Annotated in this window: 12 protein-coding genes; 7 read left to right on the forward strand and 5 right to left on the reverse strand. The window is 69.0% G+C overall.

Going from position 1 to position 12,569, the window contains the following annotated elements:
* The 5 genes from N1027_RS13580 to N1027_RS13600 all read left to right on the forward strand — a co-directional run bounded on the left by N1027_RS13580 (position 1) and on the right by N1027_RS13600 (position 4,777).
* On the forward strand, positions 1-948 hold the full coding sequence (locus N1027_RS13580) for a carbohydrate ABC transporter permease (protein ID WP_259508670.1): 948 nt from the start codon (positions 1-3) through the stop codon (positions 946-948).
* Positions 948-1,814 (forward strand): carbohydrate ABC transporter permease, encoded by an 867-nt coding sequence (locus tag N1027_RS13585; protein WP_259508671.1) that lies wholly within the window; start codon positions 948-950, stop codon positions 1,812-1,814. The genes N1027_RS13580 and N1027_RS13585 overlap by 1 nt, the downstream gene beginning before the upstream one ends.
* A 65-nt stretch (positions 1,815-1,879) precedes the next feature.
* The gene (locus tag N1027_RS13590; protein WP_259508672.1) at positions 1,880-3,025 is read left to right on the forward strand and encodes an ROK family transcriptional regulator; all 1,146 of its coding nucleotides are present in this window, start codon (positions 1,880-1,882) and stop codon (positions 3,023-3,025) included.
* Positions 3,025-4,014: a Gfo/Idh/MocA family protein gene (locus tag N1027_RS13595; protein ID WP_259508673.1), complete on the forward strand. Its 990-nt coding sequence runs from the start codon at positions 3,025-3,027 to the stop codon at positions 4,012-4,014. The genes N1027_RS13590 and N1027_RS13595 overlap by 1 nt, the downstream gene beginning before the upstream one ends.
* A gap of 4 nt (positions 4,015-4,018) precedes the next feature.
* Positions 4,019-4,777, forward strand: a complete 759-nt coding sequence (locus N1027_RS13600; protein WP_259508674.1) for an HpcH/HpaI aldolase family protein — start codon at positions 4,019-4,021, stop codon at positions 4,775-4,777.
* On the opposite strand, the gene N1027_RS13605 is transcribed toward N1027_RS13600, so the two are convergent.
* From N1027_RS13605 to N1027_RS13620, 4 genes are all read right to left on the reverse strand, one after another.
* A complete protein-coding gene (locus N1027_RS13605) occupies positions 4,731-5,843 on the reverse strand; it encodes a BMP family lipoprotein (RefSeq protein ID WP_259508675.1) in 1,113 nt (370 codons plus the stop codon). The genes N1027_RS13600 and N1027_RS13605 overlap by 47 nt on opposite strands.
* A 97-nt stretch (positions 5,844-5,940) precedes the next feature.
* Positions 5,941-6,927 carry an adenosine deaminase gene (gene add / locus N1027_RS13610; protein ID WP_259508676.1) on the reverse strand — a complete coding sequence of 329 codons (987 nt, stop codon included), beginning with the start codon at positions 6,925-6,927 and terminating at the stop codon, positions 5,941-5,943.
* Between the two features lie 34 nt (positions 6,928-6,961).
* Positions 6,962-7,921: a nucleoside hydrolase gene (locus N1027_RS13615; protein WP_259508677.1), complete on the reverse strand. Its 960-nt coding sequence runs from the start codon at positions 7,919-7,921 to the stop codon at positions 6,962-6,964.
* Positions 7,922-8,044: 123 nt separating this feature from the next.
* On the reverse strand, positions 8,045-8,812 hold the full coding sequence (locus tag N1027_RS13620; protein ID WP_259508678.1) for a nucleoside phosphorylase: 768 nt from the start codon (positions 8,810-8,812) through the stop codon (positions 8,045-8,047).
* 130 nt (positions 8,813-8,942) lie between these two features.
* Here N1027_RS13620 and N1027_RS13625 point away from each other — a divergent pair, with 130 nt between their 5' ends.
* On the forward strand, positions 8,943-9,728 hold the full coding sequence (locus N1027_RS13625) for a GntR family transcriptional regulator (RefSeq protein ID WP_259508679.1): 786 nt from the start codon (positions 8,943-8,945) through the stop codon (positions 9,726-9,728).
* Between the two features lie 57 nt (positions 9,729-9,785).
* Positions 9,786-11,174: an MFS transporter gene (locus N1027_RS13630; protein WP_259508680.1), complete on the forward strand. Its 1,389-nt coding sequence runs from the start codon at positions 9,786-9,788 to the stop codon at positions 11,172-11,174.
* 90 nt (positions 11,175-11,264) lie between these two features.
* On the opposite strand, the gene N1027_RS13635 is transcribed toward N1027_RS13630, so the two are convergent.
* Positions 11,265-12,563, reverse strand: a complete 1,299-nt coding sequence (locus N1027_RS13635; protein WP_259508681.1) for a M18 family aminopeptidase — start codon at positions 12,561-12,563, stop codon at positions 11,265-11,267.
* Positions 12,564-12,569: the final 6 nt, after the last annotated feature.

Below are 12,569 nucleotides of genomic sequence, written 5' to 3' on the forward strand. Positions count from 1 at the left end.
ATGACTCAGCTTGCAAACCGCGCAACGGCGGCCCCCTCGGGGGGCCGCCGGCGCCGGTCGATCTCAAACCGCCGCGACAACCGGGCCGGCCTCACGATGGTGCTGCCCACCACCATCATCATCTTCGCGATCATCATCGTGCCGGTGATCTGGAACCTCATCCTCGCGTTCCAGGACACCTCGTTCACGTCGATCGCCGAGAACGGCCTCGCGAACCCGTTCACGTTGCAGAACTTCGCCGACGTGCTCACCGACCCCGGATTCTGGCAATCGCTCGGCACCACCGTGGTCTACTCCGTCTTCTCGACGGCTGGATCGATCGCGGTCGGCCTGATCGCCGCCCTCGCCTTCCGCAAGCCCTTCCGCGGCCGTGGAGTCGCCCGCTCGCTGATGCTGCTGCCCTACGTGGCGCCCGTGGTCGCCGTCACCTTCGTGTGGCAGATCATGCTCAACCCGCAGTTCGGCATCATCAACTCGCTCGGCACCCAGTTCCTCGGCTGGGAGCACGGCATCGACTTCCTCGGCAAGGCGCCCTTCGCGCTGATGACCGTCATCGGGTTCGAGATCTGGCGCTACTTCCCGTTCGCCTTCCTCTTCCTCACCGCGCGACTGGTCAGCCTGCCCGGCGATGTGGAGGAGGCCGCGCTGGTCGACGGCGTGACGCCCTGGCAGAACTTCCGCCACGTGGTGTTCCCGCAACTGCTTCCCGTGATCTCGCTGCTCTCGGTGCTGCGGCTCATCATGACCTTCAACAAGTTCGACGATGTGTTCCTGCTCACCGGCGGTGGCGCCGGCACCGAGGTCTCGGCCGTGCGCGTCTACGACCAGCTCGTCGGCAGCTTCGACATCGGCGGCGCGGCGGCCAACGCCTTCGTGCTCTCGGCCATCCTCGCCGTCTCCCTGTTCATCTACGTCAAGTTCTTCGCCCGGAGAGGAGAGGAAGACTGATGAGTCGCATCGTCGTGCAGAACCGCACCTTCGGAGTCCTCCGCTGGGTCGTGATCGTCATCCTCCTGATCGCGACCGTGTTCCCGTTCTATTACATGATCGAGCTGAGCTTCGTTCCGATCGAGGAGCTGCTGCTCCACCCGGACCGGCTCTGGATCCCGATCCAGGACTTCACGCTCGACACCTACGCGAACGTGCTGAAATCGGTCGACGACGGCGGACAGGGCTTCGGCCACTTCATGCTGAACTCGGCGATCGTGGCCGTCGCGACCGCCGCCATCACGCTGCTCGTGGCGATCCCCGGATCGTACGCGGTGGCAAGGCTGAAGTTCTTCGGCCAGCGTCAGGTCAGCACCCTCTTCCTCGCGGTCTACCTGTTCCCGGTGATCATCATCGCGATCCCGCTGTTCGTCGGATTCTCGGCGATCGGCATCCGTGAGTCGCTGGTGGGGCTCGTGATCGTCTACATCGCGCAGACCATCCCGGTCTCGGTGCACATGCTGCGCGGCTATCTGAAGTCGATCCCGGTGAGTGTCGAAGAGGCCGCGATGATGGACGGCGCGAGCCGCTTCCGCATCCTGACCCGCATCACGATCCCGCTCGCCATGCCCTCGATCATGTCGACGGCGCTCTACGTGTTCATGATCGCGTGGAACGAGTTCCTCTTCGCGCTCCTGTTCCTCACGGCCAACCGCGACCTGTGGACCGTGTCTCTCGGCCTCTCGCAGCTCTCCAACGGCATCGAGGTGTCGAAGACGGTGTTGATGGCCGGATCGGTGCTGCTGACGATCCCGATCATCGTGCTCTACGGCCTCGCCGAGCGCACGCTGACCGAAGGACTCACCAGCGGAGCGGACAAAGGCTGATGTCGGAGGCGGCGCCGCGTACGATGATCGGGCAGCGACCTGATGCGGGGACGGAGAAGCGGCTGATGAGTTCTGGTCCGGGGGACATCCTGCAATTGGTGCGCCGTGACGAGGCGAACACCCGTCGCGACATCCAGGACCTCACCGGGCTCTCCCGCGTCACCGTCGCTCAGCGTGTCGACTCGCTGATCGACGCGCACCTCATCAAGGAGTCGGGCGGTGGAGCCGCGACCGGCGGGCGGCGGCCCAACCGTCTGGTGTTCGATGTGCAGCACTCCATGCTCGCCGTGGCCACCATCGACACCGCTCACTCGCGCACCGCCATCACCGACCTGAGCGGGCGCATCCTCGACCACGAGACGGTCGACGTGGCGATCGTCGAGGGTCCGGAGGCCGTGCTCACCGCACTGGCCGCCTCGATCCTCGGCCTGATGGAACGTAACGGCATCGGCCTGGAGCGGATGGCGGGCACCGGTGTCTCGGTGCCCGGCCCGGTCGATCCGAAGTCGCGTCGCCCCTCGCAGCCGCCGATCATGCCGGGCTGGGACGCGTATCCGATCGCCGACCATCTGGCGGAGGCGATTCCGGTGCCCACCTTCGTCGAGAACGACGCGGATGCGATGGCGTTCGGCGAGCAGTCGACCGGGTTCTCCGACAGCAACGCCCTCTGCCTCGTGAAGGTCTCGACCGGTATCGGATCGGGCCTCGTGCTCGGCGGCACGGTCTACCACGGCATCGACGGGGGCGCCGGAGACATCGGCCACATCCGGCTCGCCGGAGTCGACGCGCTCTGCCAGTGCGGATCACGCGGATGCCTCGCGGCGGTGGCGAGCGGACGCGCGGTCGCGATGGAACTCAGCGAACGCGGCGTTCCCGCCCGCTCGGGCCGGGACGTCGGCGCTCTGCTGGCCGCAGGCAACGTCGACGCGCTCGAGCTGACGCACACCGCCGGACAGCGGATCGGCGAGGTCATGGCCACGGTCGTGTCGATGGTCAACCCGGGCGTGCTCGTGGTGAGCGGCGACCTCGCATCGAGTGCACTGCTCGGCGGGCTGCGGGAGACGCTCTACCCGCGTTCCCTCGCCCGCGCCACCCGCAACCTCGACGTGCGGCTGTCGTCACTCGGTGAAGACGCCGGGCTGATCGGCCTGGCCCGCATCGTCGCCGACAGCCTGTACTCGGCCGACGCCGTCAACGCGCGCCTCGCCTGATGGGCGATGACGTTCCTGGCGTCGAGCGGGTGGCCCCCGCGCCGTCGCCCGTGCGGATCGGGCTCGTCGGGGCGGGTCAGTGGGCGCGCACGATGCACGCGCCGCTGCACTCGGCCGGCGCCGAGACGCAGCTGACCGGAATCTGGTCGCCCTCGGGCCGTGGGGTCGCCGAACTCGCCGCCGAGCACGGGGTGACCGCCTTCGACAGTTTCGACGAGCTGCTCGCTTCGAACGAGGCCGTCGACTTCGCGGTTCCGCCGCAGGTGCAGGCCGGCCTCGCGATGCAGACCGCTCGGGCCGGCAAGGCCCTCATGCTCGAGAAGCCGCTCGGCGCCTCCCTCGACGAGGCTCGGCAGCTGCGCGACGTGGTGCGTGAGGCCAACGTGCCGAACATCGTGGTGATGACCAAACGCTTCCATCCGCGCACCCGGGCCTTCTTGCGGCAGGCGGCGTCGCTCACGGCAGCTTCACCCGCCATCGCCGTGACCGCCCGGTACGTGCACGGCGGCTTCCTCGGCTCGGGCTTCCTCGAGGCCGGTGCCAAGGCCGGCTGGCGCGACGAACTGGGCGTGCTCTTCGACCTCGGGCCGCACCTGCTCGACCTCGTCGACGAGGCGGCGGGCGCGGTCGTGGCCGTGCGGGCATCCGGAGACCCGCGCGAGGCGGTGCTCGTGGTGACCGAGCACGCCGACGGGGGAGCGGGATCGGCGCTGCTCTCGGGGCGCGTCGAGACGTCGCAGGTGCTCACCGACCTCGAGGTCTACTCGAACGCCGGCACCGCGACGTATTCCACGGCCGGCATGGATCACGACGAGGTCTGGCCGATCCTCCGGGCGGAGTTCGCCGCTGCGGTGCGCACCGGCGCCCCGGTCACGGTCGACGTGCGTCGCGCCTTCCGGGTGCAGGAGCTGGTCGATGCGGCCGCGCGATCACTGGCAGCCGGAGGCGAGCGGATGTCGGTTCCGCGCTCGGCGGAGTCGGCAGAATAGGAGCATGCGCGACATCGACGACTGGCCCACCCCGAGCACCGGCATCTGGGCGACCCTCGGGCTCCCCGCCGCAACGGCGCCGCTGGCCGCAGAGGGGATCGACTGGATCTGCCTCGACGCCCAGCACGGCCGCTTCGACGATGCCACGACGCTCGACACCATCGAGCGCCTCCGCCGCGCACCGGTCAGTGTTCTGGTGCGCGTGCTGGCCGCGCGGCCCGAGCTCATCGGCCGGGCTCTCGACGGGGGAGCCGACGGTGTCATCGTTCCCCTGATCGAAAGCCCGGCGGATGCGAGTGCGAGTGTCGAGGCCACCTTCTACCCACCGATCGGGCGTCGCAGCTGGGGACCGATCCACGACCTGCCGCTCACCCCCGACGAGGCGAACGGGCGTGCGTTCTGCGCCGTGATGGTGGAGACCGCGGGTGCGCTCGAGCAGGTGGACGCCATCGCCGCCACGCCGCACCTCGGCATGATCTTCGTGGGCCCGTTCGACCTCTCGCTCGCGCTCGGCCTCGACGTGGACGCGATGGTCGACGACCACTCGGAGGCCGGTCCGCTGCAACGTGTCGTGCGGGCGTGTCGTGCGGCCGGCATCCGTTCGGGCGTCTTCGCCGGAACGCCGGAGCGGGCATCCCGACTCCGGCGTCACGGCTTCGACGCGATCTCCATCTCGACCGACCTCGCCGCGCTGGGCGACGGCGTCCGAGCCGCTGTTACGACTTCGGCGACGACGGCGACTCCACCACGATCTTCCCGCTGATGATGTCGGCCTTCAGCTGATCGACCTCGGCGACGATCGCAGGATCGACGCGGTCTTCCCAGTCGTGCAGCGGCGCGATGCCGACGCCGTCGTTCTCGAGGGTGCCGACATACGGGGTGTTGTCGAACTCGCCGTTGCCGGCGGCCGTGGTGACCTCGTCGGCGGCATTGGTGAGGTTCTTCAGCACCGAGGTGAGGTAGTAGGACTGGTTCTCCGGTGACGCGTCGTAGGCGTCGTTGTTGACGCCCAGCACTCCGCCGTCGATCTTGCGGTCCTTCATGGCCTCGACGGTGGCGAGGAAGAGCGATCCGGCCACCGGCATGATGATGTCGGCCCCCTGGTCGAGCAGGCCCTCGCTGAGCGTCTTGGCCTGCACCTGGTCGTCGAAGTTGCCGACGAAGAGGCCGTCCTGCGTCTCCTTGTTCCAGCCGACGACCTTGACGGCCGCGCCGTGGGCTTCGTTGTACTTCGCCACGCCGTCGACGAAGCCGTCCATGAAGACGGTGACCGAGGGGAACGGCATTCCGCCGAAGGTGCCGACCACGCCGGTCTTCGACGCGGCAGCCGAGAGGTAGCCGGCGAGGTAGGCGGCCTGAGCGGTGTCGAAGAGCACCGGCTTGACGTTGTCCACCTCCACCGGCGTGCCGTCGTCGTCGGAGACGGTGGAGTCGATCAGCGCGTAGTCGACGTCGGGATTCTCGGCGGCCGAGTCGCGGGTGGCGGCGGCCAGCGCGAAGCCGACCGTCACGATGAGGCTGCAGTCTTCGTCGACCATCGCCGAGATGTTTCCCGCGTACTGGTCTTCGGAGGTCGACTCGGCGGTGCGGGTCTCGACGCCGAGGGCGTCGGCGGCCTTCGCGACGCCGTCGTAGGTCAGTTCGTTGAACTGGCCGTCTTTGAAGCCGGTGAGGTCGGAGACGGCGCAGGGCAGGAAGCTGCCCGCGCTGTCGGTGCCGCCGCCGGTGGACTCGGCGTCGGGCACGGTGCCGCACGCGGTGAGCAGCAGGGTGCTGACCGAGAGGGTCAGCGCCAGGCCGATCGTGGTCTTTCTCGCCTTCGGGTTCATCGTGTTTCTCCAGGTTTCGCTTGTGTGGGCGGGTGGTGCAGGAGTGGAACGGATGGAGCTGTGGTGCGGGTGGAGCGGTGACGCGGCTCGGCGGGTGCTAGCCGGCCGGCGCCTCCGCGGCGAGCCGTTCGCGCATCAGGATGCGCGTCGACCCGTCGAGGAAGGCGGCCTCGATGCTCACGGCGTCGAGGTGGCCGAGCGCGGCCTCGTCGAAGCCGAGCACGGAGGAAAGGAGGGAGCGTTCGGCCGAGAGCAGCGACCCCGTCTGCATCGGGTTGTCGTCGCCGAGCACCACTCCGACGCCGGCCGAGGCGAAGTGGGCGCCCGGATGCTCGTGCACGGCCGGGATCGCGCCGGTGTACCAGTTCGAGGTGGGGCAGATCTCCACCACGACGCCCTGGTCGGCGATCCAGGCCAGGGTCTCCGGATCGGAAGCGAGGTGCGCGCCGTGGCCGATGCGGGTCGCGCCGAGCAGCTCGACCGCCTCCCGGGCCGCGTGCCCTGGGGCCGACTCCGCCGCGTGACAGGTGAGGCCGAGGCCCGCGGCGCGCGCGATGCGGAAGGGTTCGACGTGCGGCAGGAGCTCGGGGTACAGCAGCTCGTCTCCGGCCAGGTCGAAACCCACCACCCCGGCTCCGGCGAAGCGCGCCGCGGCGCGGGCGACGCCGGAATTCTGTTCGGTGCTGTGATGCCGGAGTGCCGCGATCACGATGCCGGCGGGCATGCCGGTGCTCGCGGTTCCTTCGGCGATGCCTTCGCAGGCGGCCGCGATCACCTCGTCGAGCGGCAGGGATTCGGAGGCGTGCGTGGTGGGCCCGAAGCGCAGTTCGAGGTAGTCGCCGCCGTCGGCCGACGCATCCTCCACCGCCTCCCGGGCGATCCGGGCGATGTTCTCCCGCCGGCCGAAGAACGGATAGCTGGCCGCCACCTTGCGGAGGTAGACAGTGAGGTCGGCCGGGCCGGTGAGCTGAAGCGCGTGGTCCCAACCCTCGGCAGGAACCGGGAGCCCGAGTGGGGCGGCGAGTTCGGCCGCCGTTGCCGGCCGCAGTCGACCCTCGAGGTGGCTGTGCAGATTGATCAGCATCGGATTCTCCTTCTCGCCACGGTCGTCTCGATCGTCAGAGCGCCAGCAGCCGCTCGAGCAGGTGCGGAGCGAAGTCGTCGGTGAGCGACAGTACGACGCGCACGTGCGCATCCGGCTGGTCGGGAAAGCCGAGGAAGCGGCCGCGCAGGTCGCAGATGGTCTGGCCGCGACCCGGCCCGTCGGTCGCGTCGACCACCACGTGCACCCGCGGTGCGACGGCCGGCACGACGGCACCGACCGTGATCGCTGCGGCGAGCGGATCGTGCAGGGCCGAACGCCGCTCCCCGTAGAAGGTCGCGTTGAAGTCGAAGTAGAAGTCGAGCATGCCGCCGAGCGCGGTGGCGACCGGGCGGCCCGAGTCGACGAGGCGCATCCGGTCGGCTTCGAGGAGCGGGTTGCTCAGCGTCACATCAAGCGGCACCAGGGTCACCGGCCAGGCTGCACCCAGCACGAGGGCGGCCGCCTCGGGGTCGTTGCCGATGTTGGCCTCGGCCACGGGGGAGATGTTGCCTGGAACGAGCGCGGCGCCGCCCATGATCGTGACGTCGCGCACGAGTTCGGGCAGTCGTGGTTCCCGCCGCAGTGCTTCGGCGAGGTTCGTCAACGGACCGATCGCGAGGATGCGCAACTCGCCGGCCCACTCGTGCGCCAGCGCGATCAACAGATCGGCGGCGTCGCCCTCGACGGGCTCGGTGTCGGCGGCCGGGAGCGGGTGGTTGCCCAGGCCGTCGTCGCCGTGCACATGGGCGGCGCCTTCGCTGAATCGGCCGGCCAGAGGATGCTCCGCCCCCACCGCGACCGGGCAGCTCGCGCCGGCGAGCGCCAGCAGGTCGAGCGTGTTGCGGGCGGCGAGAGCGGAGGAGACGTTGCCGCTCACCGTTCCGATTCCGACGAGGTCGATCTCGGGCGACGCGATGAGGTAGCAGAGCGCCAGGGCGTCGTCGATGCCGGTGTCGCAGTCGACGTAGAGCGGCATCCGGCTCTCTGCGGTCATCGTTCTTCTCCTAGCTCGCGAGTATGATGATGGATGTTATACGTCCAATGTGTCAATCATGTTTCCCCGATCGTGATGCGGCTGCAACCGGGCATCCGGCGGCGCGGCGGGCGCGCATCCGGGTCACAGTTCCAGGCGCACGGCCGTCTCCAGGGCTGCTTCGATGCTGCGGGTCCAGCCCTCGGCGAGCGCCTCCTTCACCCCGTCGTAGAGGCTCGTGCCGTCGAAGAGGTTGCTCGAGGCCGCGCAGATCATGCCGGCCCGCACGCCGCGGAGACGGGCCACGACGTAGAGCGCCGAGCTCTCCATCTCGACATTGAGGATGCCCAGCGAGTTCAGCTGCGAGATCCACTCCGGTCCCTCGGCGTAGAACGCGTCGTCGCTGACGTTCAGCCCCGAATACACCGTGGTCGTGGTGCCTTCGGTGAGCTCGCGGGCCACGTCGCCGAGGGCGGTCGCGATGCGCAGGTCGGGCACGGCGGGGTATCCCGGATGCGCGTAGGCGGCCGTCGTGCCGTCGTTGCGCAGGGTTCCCTCGCTCACCAGCAGGTCGCCTGGTTTGATGCCCGGCTGGAGCCCCGCGGAGGAGCCGACCCGGATGAGCGAGGTGACGCCGACCCGGATGAGTTCTTCGGCCGCGATCGCCGTCGACGGGCAGCCCATGCCGGTGGAGGTCGCCGTGATGTGCCGACCCTTGTACCAGCCCGTCATCGTGAGGTGCTCGCGCTGATGGGCGACGGTCTTCACGTCGGTGAGGAACTCGGCGATCAGCGGCACCCGGAACGGATCACCGGGGAGCAGGGCGACGGTGGAGACCTCACCCGGCGCGACGCCGATGTGGTACTGCCGCTCTCCGACTCCGGCCACGCTCTTGTCGACGTTGCTCGTCATGCTCTCTCCTCGTGTCGATGGCGCGTTGCGCGCGTTTTTGTCGATGTTTGCTCGATGTGCTGAGTATGATGTCATACAACCAGCGGACATCGCAGCGATGACACCGCCGCGACGACACCGAGGAGTTCACATGACGACGGCGGTTTCGGCTCTGCGACTCGACCCTCTCGTCGTGCCCACCGGTCAGCCCCTCCGGGTGGCCGTCTACACCTCGCTCGCCGACGCCATCCGGGGCGGCCGGGTGGAGCTCGGCTCCCTGCTGCCGAACGAGGCCGAACTCGGCATCGCGCTCCGCGTCAGCCGCACCGTGGTGCGCGAAGCGCTCATGCTGCTCGAAGAAGACGGCCTCATCCGCACGCGTCGCGGCATCGGGCGATTCGTCGCCGAAGCGTTGCCGCAGGTGGGGCTCGAACTCCTGCGACCACTCGAGAAGGTGATCGCCGAAGGCTCAGGCGAGGTGACGGTGGAACGGATGCTCGAGGAGCTCCAGCCCACTTCCGACTTCATCACGCGTGGACTCCAGGTCGATCCGAGGCACGAGGTCTGGGTGCAGGAGAACGTGCTGAAGCGCGACGGCGAGGCGGTGGCGCAGCTGCTCGAGATCATCCCGTCGGCGGAGGTGCTCGCCGAACGGAGCCCCGTTCTCGCGGCGCGGCTCGACGAGACCCGCGCGCCGGGGCGGAGCCTGCTCGCGGCGGTGATGGACATCGTGGGGCCCGCGCTCGGGCCGGCGATCTACGACGTGACGGTGGGCCGCGCGGGCGCCGAGCGCGGCAAGGGGATCGGGCTGAAGGCATCCACCCCCGTGCTGGTGCTGACGCACAACGTTCTGCTCGACGGCAAGCCGATCTATCTGGCCAAGAACCTCGTGACGCACGGCTTCGGCACCCTCACCATCGCGCAGTCGGCTCAATAGCCGACCGATTCGACGACACTCCCGACCGGTGTCGGTGGTCATGTGTACGCTGTTCACATGACCGAGCAGATCGCGGCCCCCGCCCACTGGAAACGCAACACCGCGCTGTTCCTCAGCGGGCAGACGATCTCGCTCTTCGGGTCGATGATCGTGCAATACGCGGTGATGTGGTACGTCACGTTCGAAACCCGATCGGGTTTCGCGGTGGCGCTGTACGCCATCGCCGCGTTCCTGCCGCAGGGCATCGTGTCGATCTTCGGCGGTGTGTTCGCCGACCGCATGAACCGGCGCGTGCTGGTGATGCTGGCCGACGGCACCATCGCGGCTGTCACCCTGGTGCTCGCCCTGCTGATGCTGAACGGGGTCACCGATCTGTGGATCATCCTGCTCGCCGTCGGCGTGCGCTCGATCGGCGCCGGAGTGCAGACGCCGGCCGTGCAGGCGATGATTCCGCAGATCGCGCCGCCCGATCAGCTGATGCGGGTGAACGGCATCTTCCAGACCATCCAGTCCGCGATGGCGCTGCTCGCTCCCGCCGCTGCCGGTGCGGTGTTCGGGTTGTTCGGCATCGTGCCGGTCTTCTTCATCGACGTGATCACGGCGGCGATCGGCATCGTGTTCCTGGCCTTCGTGATCGTGCCGACGCTGTCTTCGATCGCCGAGAAGACCACGAGCTACCGCCAAGACCTGGTCGAAGGCTTCCACTACATCTGGCGGCACCAGGTGGTGCGCTGGCTGCTTCTCGTCTTCGCCATCATCTTCCTGCTCACCGTCGCACCGTCGTTCATCACGCCGCTCCTGGTCGCCCGCACCTTCGGAACGGATGTCTGGATGGTGACGGTGCTCGAGATCGCGTTCAGCGTCGGCATGCTGCTGGGCGGCGTGCTGGTGTCGACAGTGCTGGCGAAGTTCAGTCGGATCGGCTTGATCCTGTTCGCCACCTTCGGCTTCGCGGCGTTCACGATCGGGCTGGGGCTGAGCCCCAATCTCTGGGTGTTCTACGGGTTCATGTTCGGATTCGGCCTGCTCGTGCCGCTGTTCTCCGCACCGTTCATGACGCTGGTGCAAGAGACCGTCGACCCCGAGAAGCACGGGCGCGTGTTCAGCTACGTGGGCATCGTGATGGCGTTGGCCACCCCGATCGGCATGCTGGTCTTCGGTCCGCTGGCCGACGTGATCAGCGTGCAGACGTTGCTCGTGATCGCCGGGGTGGCGACCATTCTGGTCATCGTGGTGGCCATCCTGCTGCCGTCGGGGCGTGCCGCGATGGCGGCCGCTCGCGCCGCGCGGCCGGCGGAGGGAGAAGACGACGGCAGCGAGTCCGATCCGGGCGACTCGCACCCGGTGGAGGCAACCGAGGATGCCGGGCTTGCGGCCGACGATGCGGCGTCACCGATCGCGGTCGACGAGGCGCGCGAGACGCGCGAGGCGCGCGACCAGCGCTGACCGTTTTTCGGGAGGAGCTGGGTCGAGCGATGCCCCACGGGCCGTCGCTCCCCGCAGCTCCTCCCGAAACGCGGTGCCGGAAGCAGGCCCCTACTCGTCGTCGGGCGCGAAGAACGCGGCGATCGCTGCCGAAAGAGCGACCAGGTCGTCGACGTGGGCGAGTTCGCGGGCGGAGTGCATCGAGAGCAGCGGCGCGCCGACGTCGACGGTGCGGATGCCGAGGCGGGTCGCGGTGAGGGGTCCGATCGTCGACCCGCACGGCACTGTGTTGTTCGACACGAACTCCTGATAGGGCACGCCCGCTTGCGCGCAGGCCCGGCTCCAGAGGGCCGCGCCCGGCGCATCCGTCGCGTAGCGCTGGTTCGCGTTGATCTTCAGGAGCGGACCCCGTCCGGCCACCGGCAGGTTCGCGGGATCGTGCCGCTCGGGATAGTTCGGGTGCACGGAGTGGCCGGCGTCGGACGAGAGGCACCACGACGCGGCCAGGGCCCGCGCTCGCTCATCGACCGAGGCGCCCAGTGCCGCGCCGATGCGGGTGAGCACGTCGTCGAGGAACGGTCCGCTCGCCCCCGACCGCGACTCCGACCCCAGCTCCTCGTGGTCGAAGGCGGCGAACACCGGGATGCCGTCGGGCGACGCCGCATCCGCCACCTCGAGCAGTGCGGTGAGGCCGGCGTGCACGGAGGTGAGGTTGTCGAGGCGGCCGGCTGCGAACAGCGCGTCGTCGAGGCCGAAGCGGGCGGGCGGGTTGGTGTCGGCGGTGAGGATGTCGTAGCCCGCGATCTCTTCGCCCGCATCGGGGCCCGACCCGAGCCCGGCGAACTCGGCGAGCAGGCCGACGAGGTCGGCCTGCGAGACGTCGCCCACGCCGAAGACGGGTGCGGTGTGGCGCTGACGATCCAGGGTGAGGCCGTTGTTCGCCTCGCGGTCGAGGTGGATGGCGAGCTGCGGGATGCGCAGGAACGGTCCGGTGCGCACCAACCGTTGCTCCCCGTCACGGGTCACGATGCGCCCGGCGAGTTCGAGTTCACGATCGAGCCAGGAGTTCAGCAGTGGGCCGCCGTAGACCTCGACCCCGGCCTGCAGCCAGCCGTTCGAGCCGATGGTCGGGCGTGGCTTGAGTTTGAACCCGGGGGAGTCGGTGTGCGCTCCGAGAATGCGGAACGGCGTGAGCGGCCCGGTGCCCTCGGGAAGCACCCAGGCGATGATCGCCCCGTCACGGATGACGTGGTAGCGGCCGGGTTCGGCGGTCCACGCCTCGGTCTCCTCGAGCGCCCGGAACCCCGCCGCTTCGAGCCGGCGCCCGGCCTCGGCGGCCGCGTGGTAGGAGGAGGGTGACGACCGGATGAATTCGGCGAAGTCGTCGATGTAGGTGGAGGTGTCGGGCATGAGGCT

Source organism: Herbiconiux aconitum (assembly GCF_024979235.1).
Lineage (GTDB): Bacteria > Actinomycetota > Actinomycetes > Actinomycetales > Microbacteriaceae > Herbiconiux > Herbiconiux aconitum.